This window comes from Rhizobium sp. IY2 (genome assembly GCF_047532935.1).
GTDB classification, from domain to species: Bacteria; Pseudomonadota; Alphaproteobacteria; order Rhizobiales; family Rhizobiaceae; genus Rhizobium; species Rhizobium anhuiense.
Window position 1 is genome coordinate 171,236 of record NZ_JBLKNU010000010.1, and the last position, 20,477, is coordinate 191,712.

Here is a 20,477-nt window from a genome sequence, read left to right on the forward strand (position 1 = left end):
CAGGTAGCGCTGCAATACCGCTAATTTTCACGACACTAATGTGTCTGGTATCAGCCGGCTGCGACCCAAAAGCCTGCCACTTTTTCGTGAAGCCTATGGCCATGTTTTGACACAAAACTGCCTTGCTCTTTCCGTATCGCCGGTTCGATGCGTATTCAGATTTATATCATTGCGCTCCTGCTCAGCGCCATCATGTGGTCGATCTCATTCGATGCGGCCCGGGAATCCTATCATGCCGCGCAAAGCGCGGGATTGATGCCGAACCTGCATATCAACAAGAAGCTGGATCGCATTCTGTAGACTGCGATGCAGCTCCCAGGTCCTTGCCGATTGCGTTCTCGGCCCGCGGCCGGGACCCTGTTTCTTTCTGCGTATCGAGCCCTTCCGGACAGAAAATCAAATTTCTTAAAATTTGACCGATCCGCTTAAAAGCGCTGAAAATACTGATGTGTAGAGTGATCTCATGAAAGCGACCGAAGCGTGGACAGACGCATCGATCGTTTGGAGCCGGGCTGAAAGCCCGCCGATCCGCAAACGGGGACCTCGACATGCGCAGAACTCTTACCGCCATCGCCTTGACCGTGACCATCAGTGCCGCTGCCGGGCCGGCCTTCGCTATGGGCCCCGCCAGCCTTGCCCGCGACCTGATGTACACATCCGCCATCGGCCATTCGCCTGAGGTTCCCTTGACCACACGCGCCGGTTTCGTGCGCCCCGGCATTCCCCTCGTCCTGCGCAGCCCCGTGACGGTCGAGGGCGAGGGTTATCGGCTCAAGACCTATTCGCGGAGCCTGACCGTTGTCGTCGACTATATGTTTTCGAAGGCGGTCGATGTCGTGAGCGCGGTGACATTTCTCCGCTGACGGGATCGACTGGAAACAGTTCAGCAAAAATTAGGCGCCAAGTTCGCCGCGTACGTCGAGATACCAGTCGACGAAGGCCTTGACGCCGACATCCAGGGGCGTATCCGGCTTGTATCCCGTCAACGCGACGAGCAGATCGGGGGCGGCGAATGTGCGCGGCACATCACCCTTCTGCATCGCCAGCATCTTGCGGATAGCGGGACGGCCGAGCGCCTTTTCCACCGTTTCGACAAAATCCATCAGGCTGACCGGCTGGCCTCCGCCAATATTGACGACACGAAAGGGTGCCTGGCGCGAAAGCGTTTCGATGCCCGCGTCGTCGAGGCGGTTTTCTTCGCTCGGGGTGATTGCCGACAATCTGACGATCGCTTCTATGAGATCGTTGATATAGGTGAAGTCACGGCTCATATTGCCTTCGCCGTAGATCTCGATCGGCTGGTCTTCCAGCATGTTCTTGGCGAATTTGAACAGCGCCATGTCGGGCCGGCCCCATGGGCCATAAACGGTGAAGAAGCGAAAGGCCGTGGTCGGAATCTTGTGAAGATGGGCATAGCTGTGCGCCATCAGCTCCATCGATTTCTTCGTCGCGGCATAGATGGTCAGCGGCTCGTCGGCGCGATCGGTCTCGCGAAAGGGGACGGTCTCATTGGCGCCGTAGATCGATGACGTGGAAGCCAGCATCAGGTGACGGACGTCGACGCGCCGCGCGATTTCCATGATGTTCCACGAGCCTTCGACGTTCGAACGGAGATAGGCCTCGGGATTTTCCAGGCTGTAACGCACGCCGGCCTGCGCGGCGAGGTGGATCAGGATGTCGGGCTTGGCTGCCAGAACAGCCGATTCCAGCGCCGGCCGGTCCTCGAGCATTGATATGACGGGTTTGAACGCCGGAAACTGGGAGAGTGCCGCATGGCGCATCTCCTTGAGCTTGATGTTGTAATAGGGAGTGAGGCCATCGAAGCCGGTGACGTCATGCCCTTCCTGCAGCAGGCGCCTGGCCAGATGAAAACCGATAAAGCCGGCCGTACCGGTAATGAAGTAGCGCATTCCCACCTTTTCTCGGCTCCCTGCCGACGGCAAAGAGCCGATTCCGCATCAAAGTGCCCCCACTTACAAGATAAAAAGAGGCCGAGTCGATAGGTCTTTGAAAGAGACGGCAACAGCTTCGTCTCGGCTGCCGTCGGCCCGCCCGCCGCTGTCTTGCCGGATGACGGCCGGCCGCCGATCTTTGCCCTGCCGGCAGCCATCCCTCCCGGGCATTATGCTGCATTGCAACATTGAGGCTTGCATGTTATGGCCGGCTGGTCGTCTGCAAGCAGGTCAGGATCGATGAGAAACATAATCTATTGGATTCTCTGCGCGTTTCTGACCGTTGCCATCGCGATCGTGTCGCTGCGCTATGTGACGAACTTCTGGCTGCTGTCCTTCGTCTACAGCTTTCAACTCCACCTCGGTGTCGTCTTCGTTGCCGCCAGCCTCGTCATTCTGGCCGTCAAAAGACAGATCTACGGCTTTATCCTTCTGCTTGTCTCGCTTCTTCTCATCGCTCACGGCGTCGTCATGCTGCGCGAGTTCTCGCAGGATGGCAGAGCAGCGGACACGCCGCCGCTTTTTCGTCTGATGTCGTTCAACATTGCGATCGACAACTGGAAAAACTCGACCGAAATTACCGATATGGTGATTGCGTCGAATGCCGATGTCGTCAATCTGCTCGAAGCCAAGCCGCTGACATTCCATCTGCAGCAATTGTTCAAGGCCTATCCCTATCATATCGGCTGCGACAGTGGGAAAGATACGTGCGATACGCTGGTGCTGTCCAAGCGCCCGTTCGTTAGCCGGCAGGTCGCCAGCATGGGCAGCCTCCGAAAAAACAGGCTGGTGATATCGAGCGTCGACTTCGGCGGCGAGACCATCAATCTGGTGTCGGCGCACCTGACCAAACCATATTTCGACGATTTCCAGATGGCCGAATTGGAAGATCTCGGCAAAGTGCTGGGTTCGATCGACGGCCCTCTGGTGTTGTCAGGCGACTTCAACTCCTCGGTGATCGCTCCAAGCATCCAAGGTTTTCTGCGTGAACAGAAGCTGATAACGATCGTGCCGGAACCGGCAACATGGCCGGTTGCCGCCGGCGCGCTCGGGATCGCCATCGACCACATATTTGCCCGCACGCCGCTTCATCTGCGATCGCTGAAACGTCTCGATGACAATCTCGGCTCGAACCATGCAGGCCTGATCGCCGAATTCGTTCTCGACAAGGATGGCGAAACTTCACCGGCAAAGTGACCTTGCCGGGGGCAAGAGAGCTTGCCCGGGGCAAAGTCAAAATCTCGTTCTGCCGCCTTTTTTGTCGATCATCTGAAATTTCTCGCCGTCGGTCTTCACGCTGACGCAGTCGGTCGACTTGTTGGGAAACCGGACGCACACTTGGCCGTTGGTGATCTTATAGCCATTGGCGTTGCCCTTGCGATATTCGTAACCGTTGCTGCTTTCTTTCAGCTCCGACGTGCCCGGCAGGTGCTGGCGAATTTCAGCCTCGCTTGCGGTTCGCATCTTTCCCGTTTCGGCTAACGCCATTCCCGGCAACATGACTGAAAGAAATCCGGCGAGGGCGGTCATGATACGCATCAGGGGGATATCTCCAGTCATGTCTTTCGGTGCGCCCATTCTACGAGAACTCCGAGAGCGAATTCAACAGCGAAGGTGGTCGCGCCGCGGGCCGACCAGCGGCTGCGGCTGCGATTTTACGTTCTTCCGAACTCATCGACGATACGGATGATGTCGTCTTCGCCGAGATAGGAGCCGGTCTGCACCTCGATGAGTTCGAGGACGATCTTGCCGGGATTGGCGAGACGATGAACTTCGCCGAGCGGAATATAGACGCTCTCGTTCTCGCGCAGCATCCGAACGGTCTCGCCGACTGTCACCTCGGCCGTTCCCTTGACGACGACCCAGTGTTCGGAGCGATGGTGGTGTTTTTGCAGCGAGAGCTTCTTGCCCGGCGTGACGAAGATGCGCTTCACCTGGAAACGATCGCCGTTGAAGATGGAGGTATAGCCGCCCCAGGGACGGTAGGACGTCGGATGGGTTTCGGCGAATTTCGCCGTGGCGGACTTAGAGGCCAGCATCTTGACCAATTGTCCGACATTCTGGCTGTCTTTGAGCGGCCCGACATAGACGGCGTCTTCGCTGGCGATGACGGCGACATCATCCATGCCCTGGACGGCAAGATGCACGCCATGGGTCATGACGAGCGAGTTGCGGGTATTGACGACGGTGGTGTTGGCGGCGGCGACGTTGCCGTTGTCGTCGCGTGCGCCTGATTTCCAGACGGCATCCCAGCTGCCCATGTCCGACCATTTGAACGGTGAGGGGACGACAGCCGCCTTGGACGTTTTTTCCATGATCGCATAGTCTATGGAGATATCGGGGCTCTTGGCGAAATGGTCGGCGTCGAGGCGGGTGAAATCGAGGTCGCGGCTTGCTTTCGAAACGGCCTTGCTGGCCGCCTTCAGCACATCGGGCGCATATTCCTGCAGTTCGGCGACGAGCTCCGCCACCGGGAACATGAAGATGCCTGAATTCCAGTAGAAGCCGCCGTCGGCGAGCATCCGTTCGGCCGTTTCCAATGCCGGCTTCTCCACGAAGCGGACGACCTTGTGCGCACCATTTTCGAGGGCATCGCCGATCTCGATATAGCCGTAACCCGTCGCTGGCTCCGTCGGCGTGATACCGAAGGTTACGAGCTTGCCGTCGGCAGCGGCATCGCGGGCGATGCGGATGCAATCGAAATAGCTCTTGTCGGCGAGGATCTCGTGATCCGAGGCGAGCATCTGGATGATGGTGTGCTTGCCAAAGAGGTCAGCTGCAAGCGTTGCGGCCGCGGCCACCGCTGCGGCTGTGTTGCGGGCGACCGGTTCGAGCAGGATCGCTGCGAGCGGGATGGCGCGCTCTCGAGCCTGTTCGGCGACCAGGAAGCGGAATTCCTCATTGGTGACGACGATCGGGGCTTCATAGAGTTCGGGATCGGAAACGCGTTCGAGAGTTTCCTGAAACAACGTCTTGTCGCCGACGAACTGGATGAATTGTTTCGGTGCGGTGGCACGGGAAAGCGGCCAGAGCCGCGTGCCTTTGCCGCCGGCCATGATCACGGGAACGATTTTCTGCGTCATAGGCGGGTTCCTTGAGATAAACGGCTTGTTCGTCACATGTCACCGGGCGCTTGCCCAGTCTCTTATTCGATTGAGCCCTGTCTTCAGCAAGTCCAGGGCTGCAGCTTCGCTGCCGGCCTCCACGTAGCAGCGCATCTCAGGCGCATTGCCGGATGGGCGGAAGTGAATGATCCCGCCGTCTCCTAGCGTCACCCGAAGTCCGTCGATATCGGATTTCGCGGCCACCTCGCCGATCGGCTGCAGGAAAGCCCGGAGATTTTCTTCCGAGGTGCGCAGATGCTCCATCAGTGCCGCGCTCGTCTCCACCGGAAAATTCTCCAGCCGATCGGCAGCGGCAAAGGGCAGGTGATAGGAGGCGGCAATGGCTGAGAGCGGCTGCCTGCGGATAGCGGCGAGCGACAGGATTGCGAGCATCGGGACAAAACAATCACGCGTCGGCAAGGCGCGCACGGCTCTGCCGTTGATATCGAAAGGGGTTGCTGTCAGCAGCCCGCCATTGGCTTCAAAGCCCATGACATGATCTTCGCCGGCGGCTACGGCCTCTTCCATACCGGATATGACGAAGGGCGAGCCGACGCGGGTGCGCCTGACGGCGAAAGAGCCTGCGGCCTCGATGCCGGAATTTGACGTAACCGGCGTCACCACCGTCCCGGCGCGCAAGAAATTGGCTGCCACAAGGCCGAGAAGGTCGCCGCGCAAGGGGGCGCCGGTTTCGTCAGCGACCAGCGGACGATCGCCGTCGCCATCGGTCGAGACGATTGCATCGAACTTGTGCTCGGACACCCAGCGCTTCATCAGCGTGATCGTCTCGTCGGAAACAGCCTCGGTATCGACGGGGATGAAACTCTCCGAACGTCCGAGAGCGGTGATCTCAGCGCCGTAATGAGCGAGAACGTCAACCAGCAGATCGCGGGCGACGGTGCTGTGCTGGTAGACGCCGATCTTCAGGCCGGACAGCGCGCCTTGCGGAAGCAGGGCGGCATTGCGTTCAAAAAAGAGCTGCCGGCATATCGCTTCATGATCCTCCGTCTCGGCCGGCGCCTGCGTCACCGCTTCACCGGTTCGCTCGATCTCGGCCGCCGATGCGGTAATTGCGGTCTCGTCCGATTTGTCGATCTCGCCATCGGGACGATAGAACTTGATGCCGTTGCGGTCCGCCGGAATATGCGAGCCCGTAACCATCAGGCACGCGGCGTTGCTCTCGAGGCCATAGAGAGCAAGAGCGGGTGTGGGGACATTGCCACAGTCGAATATCCGGAAGCCGAGCGCGGCGAGCGCACCTGCACAATTTCCCGAAATTTCGGGGCTTGAATCGCGAAAATCACGGCCGATCAGAATGACGTCGCCGGCCTGCGCCTTGCCGGTCTGCAACAGATATTTGCCGAACGCGGTGGCGTAGAGAGCAGAGGCGCGTCCCTTGAGATCGACTGAAAGTCCGCGAAGGCCGCTCGTGCCGAATTTCATAGGAAGACATGGCTCCGATTGCACGATCAAGTTTCTACTCAGGCCGCCTGCCGGCGTAAACACCAAAGCTCACATATAGTTAAACACGGAGGATGATGTTTCACGCAGGCTTTTGCAATCTTCTCTTGCTGAATTCTGAGGGGGTAGACCCATTGCTGATCCAGCAGGCATTGCAGCGTAGATCGATTTTGTTAGAACCGTGTGTCTGTTGTTTCGTCCTATGCGAAGGATTTTCCTAGATGAGCGATACATCCGTCAGTCTCGAGGAGAGTTGGAAGGCTGCGCTGGAGGGGGAGTTTTCAAGCCCCTACATGCAACAACTCAAATCTTTCCTCGTCGCGCAGAAGCAAGTCGGAAAGCGGATTTTCCCCAAGGGCAGCGAATATTTCCGCGCCCTCGATCTGACGCCGATCTCCAACGTCAAGGCCGTCATCCTCGGCCAGGACCCCTATCACGGGCTCGGGCAAGCCCATGGGCTGTGCTTCAGTGTCCGGCCGGGTGTGCGCATCCCGCCCTCCCTCGTCAATATCTACAAGGAGATGGAAACGGATCTCGGCATAGCGCCGGCACGTCACGGTTTTCTCGAGCATTGGGCAAGACAGGGCGTGCTCCTGCTGAACAGCGTGCTGACCGTCGAGGAAGGACAGGCGGCGGCTCATCAGGGCAAGGGATGGGAGCGCTTCACCGACGCCGTCATCCGCAAGGTCAATGATGAATGCGAATCCGTCGTCTTCATGCTCTGGGGTTCCTATGCCCAGCGCAAGGCCGCCTTCGTCGATACGACGCGGCATCTCGTGCTCCGGGCGCCGCATCCCTCGCCGCTTTCGGCCCATAACGGGTTTTTCGGCTGCGGGCATTTTTCGAAGGCGAACGCCTTCCTGCAGTCGCGCGGACGCGACCCGATCGACTGGCAATTGCCGGCTAATCCCCATGAAGCCTAGATGTGAACGTAAGCGAGCATTCGTTCACTAAAAGAAGACAATGCGTTTTGATCTAAGGGTCTGTTCCGCAGGAGCTGCAGCGCGCATCTTAGCCTCATCGAAAGCCCGCAACGGCGGGCATGAAAGGGGTCTCACATGCTCGATCAGATCAAGGGTCTGCACCACGTCACGTCGATGGCGCAGGACGCCCGCACCAACAACCAGTTTTTCACCAATGCGCTCGGCCTGCGCCGGGTCAAGAAGACTGTCAATTTCGACGCGCCTGACGTTTATCACCTTTACTACGGTGACGAGATCGGCACGCCCGGCAGCGTGATGACGTATTTCCCGTTCCCGAAGATGGCGCAGGGCCGTCCCGGCACCGGGGAGGTCGGCACGACTGTGTTTTCCGTTCCGCAAGGCTCGCTCGGCTTCTGGAGCGATCGCTTGGCCGCGCTTGGTCTCGGCGGACTGAAGGCGGAGGAAAGTTTCGGCGAAAAGAGGCTGAACTTCTCCGGTCCCGATGGCGACGGCTTCGCGCTCGTCGAGGTCAGGGATGATGCGCGTCAGCCCTGGACACAGGGCGGCATCAGCGAGGACCATGCCATTCGCGGCTTCCACTCTGTCGCCATGCGGCTGAGGGACGAGGGCGCCACGGCCGAACTCCTGAAGTTCATGGGCTACGAGGTCTCTGAGGAAAGGGATGGCGTCAAGCGGCTGATCAAACCCTCCGGCAATGGCGCGCATCTCATCGATCTCGAAACCATGCCGAACATTGCCCGCGCGCTTCCCGGCGCCGGCTCCGTTCACCATGTCGCCTTCGCCGTCGAAAACCGCGAGAAGCAGCTCGAAGTGCGCAAGGCACTGATGGACACCGGCTACCAGGTCACACCAGTGATCGACCGCGATTATTTCTGGGCGATCTATTTCCGCACGCCGGGCGGTGTGCTGTTCGAGGTCGCGACCAATGAGCCCGGCTTCGATCGCGACGAAGATACGGCCCATCTCGGCGAAGCCCTGAAGCTGCCGCAGCAGCACGCCCATCTTCGCGCGCTGCTCGAGCAGCATCTGCAGCCGCTCGAAGCGTAAGGAGAGGCGATATGACCGAAACCGGATATGTGCACCGGCTGTATGCCGGTGCACCGGATAAACCCATCCTGTTGATGCTGCACGGCACCGGCGGTGACGAAAACCAGTTCTTCGACTTCGGCCGGCGCCTGCTGCCCGAGGCGACGATTCTCTCGCCGCGCGGAGATGTTTCCGAACATGGCGCGGCGCGATTCTTTCGCCGCACCGGGGAGGGGGTCTACGATATGCCCGACCTTTTGCGAGCGACGGAAAAGATGGCCGCCTACGTCAAGGCGTTTGCCGACGAGCACCGGGCTTCCAAGATTCTCGGCCTGGGTTTTTCAAACGGCGCAAATATTCTTGCCAACGTGCTGATCGAGAAGGGTATCTTCGATGCTGCGGTTTTGATGCACCCGCTCATTCCGTTTCAACCTGAAGCCCAGTCGACGCTTGCGGGAAAAAAGGTGCTGGTGACGGCAGGGCAGCGAGATCCGATCGCTCCCGTTCCCATGACCGAGGCGCTGTCCGACCATCTTAAAAGCCGCGGGGCTGATGTCAGGGTGATCTGGCATCCCGGTGGCCACGAGATTGCGCCGCTTGAGATCAATGCGGTCCGCGATTTTCTCGGCGCTTATTGAAACGTACACCGCTAAAGCGCGTCGCAATCTTTACAGATTCGCTCCTGGCGCTTTAGGTCCTTGGTTTTACGCATGTCATTGTCGTAACACCGCTGCACACTTTTGGGCGACAAGCTTTAGCTGGCGGGAGACTGATTTGCGGGACCGACGATTGCCGGTCCCGCATCTTTGCTGGCACGATGATCCCATCGTCCGTTATCGATAAGACTTCAGGGGCGAGGAGGATATTTGCCCCTGATTGCCTTCATATAAAAATTTCCCGGGGATTCCGCCATCGTCAACCCGACGACGACACCCTTGGGAACGCCTTCATATTCTCGTCTCTGACCGTTGGTCAGATAGACCCGTAGATGCCGGCTGTCTTCGTCGTAGGTGATTGCCTCGATAAGTTTCGAATCAACCGCAGTTTCCACTTTGCACCCCGCAATTTTGGATCTGAGATTCCCAATCAAGAATGTCATTCACGCTCGCAACGCACCATCTTTATGCTGCCCCGCGGGGGCGTCAAGCGCGATCTTCTTTAACGTTCATTTTTTCGTGTACGCTCTCGTTATAGTTGATTAATACAGCTTTTTCGAAGGTCTCTCCTGTGGAAATCCGACAGCCGCGATTCTTCCACTCGGGAAATATTAACCGCAAGGATGACGTGAAACACCATATGCGCTCCGCTTAACGACGGATTAACCGTCATATATTAAAATATAGCGGAATATTAACCGTAGCGCTCTCCCAGATATGAACAATTACAGATTGCTGTTTCTCGCGACAGTAGTGTTACTATCACTGGCGAGTTGCTTGAGTGGGCGTGGCCACGTGCCTCCGACAACCGATCTGCCTGCAAAATTTCGAGAAAGCGCCATCGAAGAGGTCGAGAATGCATTGTCGTCCGTTCACCGCGACACGCAAACCGGTCAGGCGCTACGCGCTCAGGCGAAGACTACGCAGGATTCCCTTGCGCTTTCAATCGGCAGCTACAAGGATGGACAATCATCCTTCACTGAGCCTCATGCCGTTGCAGCGATGGACAAGAGATGGATTATTTCCGACAGCCCGTCATCCGGTCGGGTCTCATAAATGGGTTACATGTTTAACTATCTAGGGCCGTGGCGACAACAGATACCGATACTGGCTGGCAACCGTAAAAGACGCGCTCGGCTGACGTTTGCCGAAGGCGAATTCGCTGCGGTCTACGCGATGAGCGATGTTCACGGATGTTACAATGAGCTTGTCGAGGCGCATCGCCGCATCGAGGCGGACGCCGCCCGCATTCCGGGACCGAAACTCATCGTCATGCTCGGCGACTATGTCGATCGCGGGCCTGATTCGAGTGCTGTGCTGGAGTTCCTGAGCAAGAGCCCCCCGCCGGGATTTCAGCGGTTCGTCCTGTGCGGCAATCACGATTCGGAACTGGTGCAGCTCTATCGCAAACCGGCGCGTATTCTCGAATGGCTCGGCTTTGCCGGAACGGAGACGTTGCACTCATACGGTATCGATATCGAGCATCTGCTGCAGTCGGCGGCCGGAAGCGAAACGATTGCCCGCGTCATTCGGAACATGATTCCCGAACGGCATATCGAATTCCTGGAATCGCTGCCGATCATGCTGCGGATGGGAAGGGTCCTCTTTGTCCATGCGGGCATCAAGCCGGGCATCGACCTCAAGAAGCAAAAGGACAGCGACCTCATGTGGATCCGTCAGCCCTTCCTGGAGGAAGGGCCGCAGCTTCCCGTCCTCGTGATTCACGGCCATACCCCGGCGCGAACCCCGACATTCGGTCCGCAACGCATCGGCATCGACACCGCGGTTTCGGCGACGGGCCGGCTGACCGTGCTGACGATAAAAGGGACGCGGGTCGGGATCCTCTAGCGCATCATGCTTTCCGAAAATCGGAATCGATTTTCGGAAAGCATGATGCGCAGGTTCAACGTGTTAGAGCGTCCTTTGTGCGTCCGAAAAGGACGCGCGGCGCTCTAAATCGACGAGCCCGGTGTCGGCCAAAAACCGCTTACACTGTTTCGACATCACGCTCTAAAAGCAAACGCCGCGGGCTATGCTCCGCGGCGTCAGGACGATCAGATGTTCATCTATTTCAGGAGTGGGTCACGTCCTGGTAGAGATTGGTGCCAATACCGGTATAGGTGAAGCCGTATTTGCGGACCTCATCACTGCGGTAGATATTGCGCAGATCGACCAGGATCGGAGCGCGCATCGACTGCTTCAGGCGATTGAAATCGAGCGCGCGGAACTGGTTCCATTCGGTGACGATGACAAGCGCATCCGCGCCGGCCGCCGCTTCGTAGGGGCCACTTGCATATTCGATGCTCTCGATCACCTTGCGGGCATTCTCCATGCCCTCGGGATCGTAGCCGACCACCTGGGCTCCGGCGTCCTGCAGGGTCTGGATGATTGCGATCGCCGGGCTGTCGCGCATGTCGTCGGTGTTCGGCTTGAAGGTCAGGCCGAGAATCGCGACCTTCTTGCCGCGAATGTCTCCGCCGACGGCCGAGATGACTTTGCGTCCCATCGCGCGCTTGCGGTTGTCGTTGATCGAGATTGTCGTCTCGATCAGCCGGACCGGCGCGTCGTAATCCTGCGCCGTCTTGGCAAGGGCAAGCGTATCCTTGGGGAAGCAGGAGCCACCGTAACCCGGGCCGGCATGCAGGAACTTGGCGCCGATACGGCCATCGAGACCGATGCCGCGCGAGACGTCCTGGACGTTTGCGTCGACCCGTTCGCAGAGATCGGCGATCTCGTTGATGAAGGTGATCTTCATCGCGAGAAATGCATTGGCTGCATATTTGATCAGTTCCGAGGTGCGGCGGGTGGTGAAGACCAGGGGGGCCTGATTGAGATAAAGCGGACGATAGACCTCAGTCATGGTTTCACGCGCCCGATCGTCGTTCAGCCCGACGACTATGCGGTCAGGGCGCTTGAAATCTTCGATCGCCGCGCCTTCGCGCAGGAATTCGGGATTGGAAACCACGGCGACATCCGCCGCAGGGTTGGTTTCGCGCATGATGCGTTCGACTTCGTCTCCCGTGCCGACCGGAACCGTCGACTTGGTGACGATAACGGTGAAGCCTTCCACGTAGGTGGCAATCTCGCGCGCTGCGGCGTAGACATAGGAGAGATCCGCGTGGCCATCGCCGCGCCGGGACGGCGTGCCGACTGCGATGAACACGACGTCGGCGCTGCGGACGCTTTCGCCGACATCCGTCGAAAACGACAGCCGGCCGGTGCTGGTATTTTCGGCGACCAGTTGCTCCAGGCCCGGTTCGTAGATCGGAATGCGCCCTTCGCGAAGGGCTTCGATCTTGCTCAGATCCTTGTCGACGCAGATGACGTCGTGGCCGAAATCCGCAAAGCAAACGCCTGAAACGAGGCCGACATAGCCTGATCCAATCATCGTGATGCGCATATTTCCCTCAAATCATTAGAGTAGAACGTCATGCTGCGTCGCAGCATGAGTTCGTCTTAGTTAATCTGGACGAAAAGACAATACCGAAGATCGCCTTGGTACCCACATCGGACATCGAACTCCGGGCATCGCAGCTTGCTGTCGGCTACCCCGTCGACAGCCAAAACATAGGTTTATGTGGAAGATATGACAAGTCGAGCCGCTCGTCAGAGCGGCTCGACTTCAATCCGGAAACAGGATCAATCGGTCTGTGTCGTTGCTCGGCTGCTACAGCCGGTACCAGACGTAGGGGTCTGTTCCCGATTGAATCTTGTCCCAGCGCAGGTCGGTCTCGCGCCAGTTCTTGATGGTGCTTTTCCTGTTGTCGAGGACGAGATCGCCCTTGTCGGTTCTGACGACGAGGACCGCATGTCCTTCACCGGAGGGCGTATATGCGGTCGCGATCCGCAACGCGCGCGACGACCAGCCCATCGCTATCAGGCGGCTGCGTTTGGTCAATGCGAAATCTTCGCAGTCGCCGCTGCGCACATTCACTTTCCAGACGTCGCCATTCAGTTCGCTGCGGGAGTCGTTCCGGCCGATCATCGTACGATTGACGGCGGTGTTGACATCCTTCAGTTGCAGCATTTGCTTGTCCGTCAGCGCAATGACTGCCAAGCCATTGTTGTCGCGGCATTCGGCCGGGTTCTGGGCGCAGAACAGCACCTGGGCAAAAGGCGGAATGATCTTGTCTTTTTCCGAGATATAGCTGACCGACGAACTATCGGTCAGACCGCGGGCAAATCCTGCGGGACCGGCGGCAAATGCCGAGCATGCATTGCCGGCTGTAAAGGCCAGTGCCACAAGTGTAACGACTGTTTTCTTCATCTCTTAAATCCCCGTTACGGGCAACCGATTGAGATCAGGCTTGCCTTTTGTCTCAGTCAATGGCATGGCGATTTAGTGATCTGCCAAGTATTGGCTGCAGAACGTCTGTCCCGTTCCTGCTGCTTGAAGGAGCATAGCCGGGGCTTGTCTCGATTGGTTTAAACCTTTCGCGACAATTTTAAACGATATGGATTTCTGTCAGACCTTAACATTCAAGCGCTTGATCTGCAACTTAAATTAGCATGAATAAATGATCGCAGCGGTTGCCTCACGTCTTTTGATCGCGTTTGCTTTGGTAAATAAACTCTGATGCTGTCCAATCTGATCAACAGGCCGGTCTTGCGAGAGGTTCTTCTCTCCGCCTTTATTAGCCTGGTTATACTGACACTCATTCCGTTCGGCAGCGTCACGCCCTTTCCCTTCGCCTTCGCCGCGATCGCAATGTTTGCGCTTGCCATCATTTCAGCACTGCTGTTCGGAGAGCCGCGACAAAGCCGATGGGTTTTCAGTGTCGCTTTGCTTTTGCTTGTCGTGCTGACGGGGTGGACCTTCGTCCAGACCATCGAGCTGCCTTCCGATTGGCTGGCAAATCCTGCCTGGAATGCTGCCCGGGACCTGGCAGATGTCCAGTATGCGGCGATCTCGGTCGAACCGGCCGATACGCTCGCGTCGACCCTCTGGGTCGCGCTGCCTTTTGTCACGTTCCTGACCGGGCTTCTGTTATGCGATACAGATCAGCGCGCGCGGAAAGTGCTCGCCGGCCTCGGGCTTTCGGCAGGCATCATCGCTGTTTTCGGTCTGCTGCAGTTTTCGCTGTTTCCCAACATCCTGATCGTCGTGGATAAACACGCCTATCTCGACAGCCTGACCGCGGTCTTCGTCAACCGCAATACCGCTGCGACCTTCCTCGGGCTTGGAACGCTGCTCATGCTGACCCTGGTCCGGGACATTTTCCGAACCTATTCGAACTATCCGCCCGGCGAACCGGGCCGAAACGCGCTTCTCTTGAGATCGTGGATCTACATCCTGCTCTTATGCGCATGCTTCACCGCGCTGATGCTAAGCCGCTCACGCGCCGGGATATTTGCCACCTTTGTTGCCGCCCTCATCTATTTTCCATGGCTTGTTCTCAATTGGCGCGGATCGAGGCGTCATCTGAAGCCGGCGCCAAAATGGCGTTCGATGCTGAAATTCCTTTCGGCGATTGGTTTCGTCGTGGTGCTCTTGGCGATGTTTGCAGGCCAGGCGATTTTGCGTGCGCAAGAGCGGCGGCTCGAGGATGATGATCGGTTCTGCATCCTGCCGGGCATATTGCGTGCCGTTTCGGACCATTGGTTGACGGGGACGGGGCTTGGAACCTTCCGGACCGTGTTTTCCGCCTACCGCGATCCGGCCTGCGGGATTTTCGGGATCTTCGACCGCGCACACAATTTCTATCTGGAAGGATTTCTGGGCCTCGGAATATTGTTCCCGATCGCGGCGATCCTTGCCTTCTCGGTCCTTGCCAAAGTTTTCTGGCGCGGGTTCGCCCAAAGGCGGCGCCTCAGGCATTATGTTCTTCTTGGTCTGGCGGGGACGGTTTTGGTCGCCCTTCATGCAGCGGTCGATTTCTCGCTGCAGATACCGGGTTTCGCCGTGTTTTATTCGGCCTTTCTCAGTGCGGTTGTCGCGATAAGTCTCGGGCGCAACAATGGAGAGGCGGACATGGCATATGAGCGGCCGTTAACCACTTAAAGTTTAAATGGATGGATTTTAATAAGATTTTCGGAAAAGATCGATTGTGCAGGTGCGAACGGTTGACTCTGAAACCCAAGAAATTTTATAGCGGGTGCAGCCTTCGGATTGTTGCGACGCCAGAAAAGTCGGACCGAAGTCGTTTTTCGCTTCCTAAGGGGCTCGGCGTTGCCAGCCTGCCACAGTTAGGGGAATGTTAATCGGCTTTCAGTGTTATTGATCGGGGATCGTCTTGTATTTTGTCAGATTGCGGGGCAGTAGCTTCAGGGGCGTCAACACAGGTTATTCTATGGGTTGTTCTCGTATCGGTAGTACACGCGTCGCCATTGTTGTAGCGCTAACGACTATATTGGCAAGCTGCACCTCGTTGCCAAGATCCGGTCCTGATCACAAAGATGTTGATCGGGATGCGGCAGTGAAAGTGACAACGAAGGAGCGTCGCGTCGGTATCGACTACGCCCTGATTGATCTCAGCAAGAACGTTCTCCCGTATTTTACTTCTCCCCAGCCAACCTCCTTCAAGGGCTTTGGCGGTGGTCGAGGCGGGGCGCCCGAAATTCCGCTTGGGTACGGTGACGTCGTTGAGGTCGCCATCTTCGAAGCTCAGTCCGGCGGTCTGTTCATTCCGTCCGATGCTGGCAGCCGACCCGGCAACTACATCTCTCTGCCGAGCCAGACTATCGATAGAAACGGAACGATCACAATTCCCTATGCGGGCAGGGTTCCGGCTGCCGGTCGCCTCAAGGAGACCGTGGAGCAGGATGTCGAGGATCGCCTGGCGAGCCGCGCGATCGAGCCGCAGGTGGTTATTACGACAACGACGAGCCGCTCCAGTCAGGTGGCTGTGCTCGGTGATGTCAATAATCCCCAGCGTATCGAGATCAGCCCGGCCGGCGAGCGTGTTCTCGACGTCATTTCCGCCGCTGGCGGTTTGACCACCAACAATATCGAAACGAATGTGACGCTGCAGCGCCGCGGCAAGACGGCAACCGTCGCCTACAATACGCTCTTGAAGAACCCGGCGGAGAATATCTATGTTGCGCCGGATGATACGATCTCGATCGATCACGAGCGTCGCACATTCCTTGCCCTGGGTGCCACAGGCACCAGCGGGCGCTTCGATTTCGAAGAATCCGACCTGACCCTCGGCGAGGCTATCGCCAAGGCGGGTGGCTTGCGTGACGACCGCGCGGATCCGGCCCAGGTCATGCTTTATCGCCTCGTCCCCAAGAAGACGGTTCAGGCGATGCATGTGGACACGACGAGATTTGCGGGTGAAACAGTTCCGGTGATCGTCCGTGCCAATCTTCGCGATCCGGCCACCTTGTTTGCTGCTCAGCAATTCAAGATGGAAGACAAGGATATTATCTATATTTCCAATTCGGCCTCTGTTGAACTGGTCAAGTTCCTTGACATCGTAAACTCGGTATCGTCCACTGTTTCCGGAGTGGCCGACGATGCGAATGATACCCGCAACGCGGTACAGGATCTTGGAAATTGATTTGAAATAGGTGCCGGCATCGATCGCGAATGTTCAATGCCGGCGGCCTATATAGCGGATTTGATGAAGGGCTATGGTTGTGGCAAGGTCAGGTGTTTATCGTAAGCTTGCATATAGCGGAATTGTCATCGCGATGGTTGCCGGCATGAATTCAAGCGCTTTTGCAGCAGCTTGTTTGGGTCCGGCAAATCTGACTCCGGTCGACGTCAATGGATTTACGGCTAACCCGGCCGTTCTGCTCGATATGTCCGATCCGCTGGTTTTGTCATCGCGTGTCCGTGCGCTGGTCGGAAGCAGCAATGACGCGCTTGCGCCGGTCATCGAGCAGGCCAAAAAGGCCAATGCCGCACAGATGGCGGCGATCGGTTCCGGTCTTGGCCGGGCTGCAAACAGCTGCCTGGTGTCGGATCCGCAGTTCAAGCTGGCAATCGAAAAGGCGGTCGCCGACGCTGCCACCGCCGATCCCAATCTGGCGCCGCTGCTTGCAGCCTTTGCGAAGGTTCTCGCCGAAGGCGGGACCGCGGCACTCGGCCCGGGTGCAAGTGCTTCTGCAGCAGCAGGTATCGGCAACGACGGCTCGGTTGGTCAGACGGGGCCGGGTTCCGACGACGGTACGCCCTTCGAGGGCGCCGAGACGACTGCCGGTACGCTGAAGGTTTCGAATGCCGACTCGGATTCAACGACCACGACTGTCATCGTTAGCACAGGCTCGGGAGGGCAGTCGTCTACCGATACGACGGAGTCGACGAGTCAAAGTGTGCCGGTCATACAATAGCTGGAATTGCCCTTAGATCTTAGCGCTTGACGCCTTTGTTGGAGATCGAAATTGCTATCGCCAGATAAACTTACGCCACGTATCGACCCCTCCCGCGATACGGGAAACGAAGCTGACTTCATCGATTTCGATAAGCTCATCGCAATTGCCCGCCGACAGTGGCGGATGGTTGCGGCGTGCGCTTTCGCCTTCGCCATTCTCGGCATTGTCTATGTCCTGACTTCGGTGCCGGTCTACACCGCTGATACAAGCGTGCTGATCGACCGCAGCGACAGTCAGGTGATCAACCAGTTGGCGGCTTTCGGCCAGATGGACGATGACGAAGGGACTGTGCTCAGTCAGGTCGAACTGTTGAAGTCCGACACGATCGCCTATGCCGTCGTCGACAAACTCAAACTCGTCGACAATCCGGTGTTCATGGCGCCGAAAAACTCGCTTTTTTCCGTCTCGACGCTGAAATCCTTCGTGAATTTCCGGTCATGGTTTGCCGATGACGCAGTCGTCGCACCCGATCCGGAAGCGAAGCGGCGAAGTGCTGCGGAGACTGTCGCAGGCAACATCGATGTCGAACGCGTCGGCAAATCCTATGTTCTCGATGTCAGCTATACCTCGCAGTCGCCGGATCTGGCGCGTGATATCGCGGCTGCCATCGCCGACGTCTATCTGGTTGACAAGCTCAATTCGAAATATGAGGCGACACGCCGGGCCGGCGAGTGGCTGCAGGAGCGTATCGAAGAGCTGCGCCAGCAGGCGCTGGACACCGACCTTGCGGTTCAGAAATTCCGCAGCGAGCATGGGCTTGTCGAGGCCGGCTCCGGTACGCTGCTTAGCGAGCAGCAGCTCTCCGAGATCAACACCCAATTGATCAATGCGCAAGCCGAGACGGCGAAGGCCGAGGCAAAATATGCGCGCGTCAAGTCGATCATCGACGCCAAGCAGACCGATGCGATCGTCACAGATGTGCTCGACAGCTCCATTTCGAACGACCTGCGCAAGAAATATCTGGAGGCTTCCAAGCTCGAGACCGAAATCGAGGCGCGGCTTGGTCCCGATCACGTCCAGGCGGTGCGGCTTCGTGCGGAAATGGACGAATATAAACGGCTCATGTTCGATGAGTTGAACCGTATCGCCGAGAGCTATCAGAGCGAGTTGCAGGTCGCCAAATCGCGGGAAAATTCTCTGCGCGACAGTGTGACGCAGGCGACGGGCGTTGCCGCGTCTGCCGGTGAAACGCAGGTGCAGCTTCGCGAGCTCGAGCGCACGCGCGATACCTACAAGAATCTCTATCAGAGCTTCTTGACGCGCTACCAGGAAGCCATTCAGCAACAGAGCTTCCCGATCACCGCCGCACGCATCATCACGACGGCGGAGACCCCGACGAAGCCGAGTGCTCCGAAGCGCGCCCTGGTCGTCGCTTTTGCGATGTTCCTGGGATGTGCAGTCGGAAGCGGCATAGGCGCTTTCCGCGAATTCCGGGATCGGTTCTTCCGCACCGGCGATGATGTCCGCGAGGTCCTCGACGTCGAGTCTCTCGGCGTCATGCCGCTGGTTGAAAATAACGTCGAGGATCCGACGCTCGTTGATCCCAGCAATCCACGCAGCATCGCCAGGGGCGGGAAGACCACGACCTATGTCGAGGAGCATCCGCTTTCGGCATTTGCCGAGACGCTTCGAAGCGCCAAGATTGCCATCGACCTCAGTGCAGCCGATCAGCGCTGCAAGGTCATCGGCGTCGTGTCGAGCTTGCCCGGCGAGGGTAAGTCGACGACATCCATCAATTTTGCCAAGCTTCTGGCAATGCAGGGTGCGCGTTGCTTGCTTATCGATGGCGACATGCGCAATCCCGGCGCCACCCGGGCGATCGGCCGCCATGCCGAGGCCGGCTTGCTCGAGGCGATCGTCGATGGTCGTCCGCTCAAGGATCTGATCCTTCTCGATCCGAAAACTAAGCTTGCATTTTTGCCGACGGTGGCACGGTATCGTGTTCCGCACTCGTCGGAACTGCTTGCGTCACGCGGCATGGATCAGCTTCTTGAAACGGCGCGTCAAAGCTTCGACTATATTATCGTTGACCTTCCACCCCTCGCGCCGGTTGTGGATGCGCGCGCAATCAATTCGAAGCTCGATGCGGTGGTTTTCGTTATCGAGTGGGGCAAGACGTCGCGCAAGGTCGTGCAGTCGACCCTGCTGTCCGAGCCGGAACTCTACGCGAAGTGCGTCGGCACCATATTGACCAAGGTCGACCCGTCGCAGATGAAACTTTACCGGACATTCGGTTCGAGCGAATATTATTATAAGCGTTATTCGCGATACTATACCGAAAGCTGATGATCCGCAGTCAGTTCGTTTCGGTCAGCAGGATCGCTTTCATCATCGTCACCGTCGTCTTTGTGATGCTGGCCGGTCGGGAGCTCTACGCTTCGATCAGAACGGCCAGCATCTCGATCGTCGCCGAAAGGATCGAGCACGGCGACACCGTAAGTGACGATGTCGTGACCAGATATGCGTCACGCAGTGCCGACGTGGTTGACGAGCATTACTGCCGATCCGACATTGTGGCTGCTGGCGTGACCCTTGTTCTGGCGCAACTTGACCGCCAGAACGTTAATGTCAACTACGACGCCTGGGCCGCTGCGGCGTCGAGTGCGGACCGATACCTGCGGTATGCGCTTTCGTGCATGCCGACGAACAGCAATTTTTGGCTTCGTCTTGCGGCCGTGCAGTCGATCATCGCCGAAGAGCCGCTTTCGCTTGCGGGAATGATGAAGCGTTCGGTCGCTCTCGCGCCTTACGACGAGTCGATGATTCTAACCCGGTTCTATTTCTGGAACGATTTTACCGATGCGACGCTTTTGGCGGCAAAGAGTGCCCTCGATAGCGATCTTATGACGATGCTGAAACGGGGCGATCGTTGCCGGGTCAACGCCACCATAAAAGAGATCAGCCCGCAACTCCGCCCTGTCTTCGATCGAACCTGGGCAGCCGTCGGTGATGGAGCGACAGCGCGATTTCGGCAACGCTGCCGCAAGTAATCCGCCGGCAGTTTTTCCGAGAACA

The 20,477-nt window shown here is 57.9% G+C and carries 19 protein-coding genes; 12 read left to right on the forward strand and 7 right to left on the reverse strand.

The window, feature by feature from the left end:
- Positions 1 to 147: 147 nt before the first annotated feature.
- Positions 148 to 300, forward strand: a complete 153-nt coding sequence (locus tag ACMUVN_RS26025) for a hypothetical protein (protein ID WP_009988813.1) — start codon at positions 148 to 150, stop codon at positions 298 to 300.
- A gap of 248 nt (positions 301 to 548) precedes the next feature.
- Positions 549 to 863 (forward strand): hypothetical protein, encoded by a 315-nt coding sequence (locus ACMUVN_RS26030; protein ID WP_047611556.1) that lies wholly within the window; start codon positions 549 to 551, stop codon positions 861 to 863.
- A 30-nt stretch (positions 864 to 893) separates the two neighbouring features.
- Here the strand turns inward: ACMUVN_RS26030 and ACMUVN_RS26035 are convergent, their stop codons facing one another.
- On the reverse strand, positions 894 to 1,910 hold the full coding sequence (locus ACMUVN_RS26035) for an NAD-dependent epimerase/dehydratase family protein (RefSeq protein WP_063474420.1): 1,017 nt from the start codon (positions 1,908 to 1,910) through the stop codon (positions 894 to 896).
- A gap of 282 nt (positions 1,911 to 2,192) precedes the next feature.
- On the opposite strand from ACMUVN_RS26035, the gene ACMUVN_RS26040 reads away from it, so the two are divergent.
- Positions 2,193 to 3,149: an endonuclease/exonuclease/phosphatase family protein gene (locus tag ACMUVN_RS26040; protein ID WP_063474421.1), complete on the forward strand. Its 957-nt coding sequence runs from the start codon at positions 2,193 to 2,195 to the stop codon at positions 3,147 to 3,149.
- Positions 3,150 to 3,185: 36 nt separating this feature from the next.
- On the opposite strand, the gene ACMUVN_RS26045 is transcribed toward ACMUVN_RS26040, so the two are convergent.
- The 3 genes from ACMUVN_RS26045 to ACMUVN_RS26055 form a co-directional block, all read right to left on the reverse strand.
- Positions 3,186 to 3,491, reverse strand: a complete 306-nt coding sequence (locus ACMUVN_RS26045) for a hypothetical protein (RefSeq protein ID WP_047611819.1) — start codon at positions 3,489 to 3,491, stop codon at positions 3,186 to 3,188.
- Between the two features lie 116 nt (positions 3,492 to 3,607).
- Complete coding sequence (locus ACMUVN_RS26050) at positions 3,608 to 5,035, reverse strand: mannose-1-phosphate guanylyltransferase/mannose-6-phosphate isomerase (RefSeq protein WP_063474422.1); 1,428 nt, start codon at positions 5,033 to 5,035, stop codon at positions 3,608 to 3,610.
- A 39-nt stretch (positions 5,036 to 5,074) separates the two neighbouring features.
- The gene (locus ACMUVN_RS26055; protein ID WP_414815639.1) at positions 5,075 to 6,499 is read right to left on the reverse strand and encodes a phosphomannomutase; all 1,425 of its coding nucleotides are present in this window, start codon (positions 6,497 to 6,499) and stop codon (positions 5,075 to 5,077) included.
- 239 nt (positions 6,500 to 6,738) lie between these two features.
- Between ACMUVN_RS26055 and ung the strand changes: the two genes are divergently transcribed.
- The 3 genes from ung to ACMUVN_RS26070 all read left to right on the forward strand — a co-directional run bounded on the left by ung (position 6,739) and on the right by ACMUVN_RS26070 (position 9,125).
- The gene (gene ung / locus ACMUVN_RS26060; RefSeq protein WP_097542014.1) at positions 6,739 to 7,440 is read left to right on the forward strand and encodes a uracil-DNA glycosylase; all 702 of its coding nucleotides are present in this window, start codon (positions 6,739 to 6,741) and stop codon (positions 7,438 to 7,440) included.
- A 135-nt stretch (positions 7,441 to 7,575) separates the two neighbouring features.
- Positions 7,576 to 8,508, forward strand: coding sequence for a VOC family protein (locus ACMUVN_RS26065; RefSeq protein WP_047611547.1), 933 nt, complete (start codon positions 7,576 to 7,578; stop codon positions 8,506 to 8,508).
- An 11-nt stretch (positions 8,509 to 8,519) separates the two neighbouring features.
- Positions 8,520 to 9,125, forward strand: coding sequence for an alpha/beta hydrolase (locus ACMUVN_RS26070; protein ID WP_097542015.1), 606 nt, complete (start codon positions 8,520 to 8,522; stop codon positions 9,123 to 9,125).
- Between the two features lie 209 nt (positions 9,126 to 9,334).
- Here ACMUVN_RS26070 and ACMUVN_RS26075 read toward each other — a convergent pair whose 3' ends face one another.
- Positions 9,335 to 9,586, reverse strand: coding sequence for a KTSC domain-containing protein (locus tag ACMUVN_RS26075; protein ID WP_029868399.1), 252 nt, complete (start codon positions 9,584 to 9,586; stop codon positions 9,335 to 9,337).
- 613 nt (positions 9,587 to 10,199) lie between these two features.
- Between ACMUVN_RS26075 and ACMUVN_RS26080 the strand changes: the two genes are divergently transcribed.
- On the forward strand, positions 10,200 to 10,991 hold the full coding sequence (locus ACMUVN_RS26080) for a metallophosphoesterase (protein ID WP_047611543.1): 792 nt from the start codon (positions 10,200 to 10,202) through the stop codon (positions 10,989 to 10,991).
- Positions 10,992 to 11,214: 223 nt separating this feature from the next.
- On the opposite strand, the gene ACMUVN_RS26085 is transcribed toward ACMUVN_RS26080, so the two are convergent.
- Positions 11,215 to 12,543 carry a UDP-glucose dehydrogenase family protein gene (locus ACMUVN_RS26085; protein WP_047611541.1) on the reverse strand — a complete coding sequence of 443 codons (1,329 nt, stop codon included), beginning with the start codon at positions 12,541 to 12,543 and terminating at the stop codon, positions 11,215 to 11,217.
- 267 nt (positions 12,544 to 12,810) lie between these two features.
- Entirely contained in the window at positions 12,811 to 13,410 is a 600-nt protein-coding gene (locus tag ACMUVN_RS26090) for a transglutaminase-like cysteine peptidase (RefSeq protein WP_063474426.1), read from the reverse strand.
- A 309-nt stretch (positions 13,411 to 13,719) separates the two neighbouring features.
- Here ACMUVN_RS26090 and ACMUVN_RS26095 point away from each other — a divergent pair, with 309 nt between their 5' ends.
- The 5 genes from ACMUVN_RS26095 to ACMUVN_RS26115 all read left to right on the forward strand — a co-directional run bounded on the left by ACMUVN_RS26095 (position 13,720) and on the right by ACMUVN_RS26115 (position 20,452).
- Complete coding sequence (locus tag ACMUVN_RS26095) at positions 13,720 to 15,144, forward strand: O-antigen ligase family protein (RefSeq protein ID WP_183904765.1); 1,425 nt, start codon at positions 13,720 to 13,722, stop codon at positions 15,142 to 15,144.
- Between the two features lie 289 nt (positions 15,145 to 15,433).
- Complete coding sequence (locus ACMUVN_RS26100; RefSeq protein WP_047614405.1) at positions 15,434 to 16,645, forward strand: SLBB domain-containing protein; 1,212 nt, start codon at positions 15,434 to 15,436, stop codon at positions 16,643 to 16,645.
- A gap of 73 nt (positions 16,646 to 16,718) precedes the next feature.
- Positions 16,719 to 17,420, forward strand: a complete 702-nt coding sequence (locus ACMUVN_RS26105) for a hypothetical protein (protein ID WP_047614403.1) — start codon at positions 16,719 to 16,721, stop codon at positions 17,418 to 17,420.
- A 51-nt stretch (positions 17,421 to 17,471) separates the two neighbouring features.
- Complete coding sequence (locus tag ACMUVN_RS26110) at positions 17,472 to 19,748, forward strand: polysaccharide biosynthesis tyrosine autokinase (protein WP_414815640.1); 2,277 nt, start codon at positions 17,472 to 17,474, stop codon at positions 19,746 to 19,748.
- On the forward strand, positions 19,748 to 20,452 hold the full coding sequence (locus ACMUVN_RS26115) for a hypothetical protein (protein WP_168332816.1): 705 nt from the start codon (positions 19,748 to 19,750) through the stop codon (positions 20,450 to 20,452). The genes ACMUVN_RS26110 and ACMUVN_RS26115 overlap by 1 nt, the downstream gene beginning before the upstream one ends.
- Positions 20,453 to 20,477: the final 25 nt, after the last annotated feature.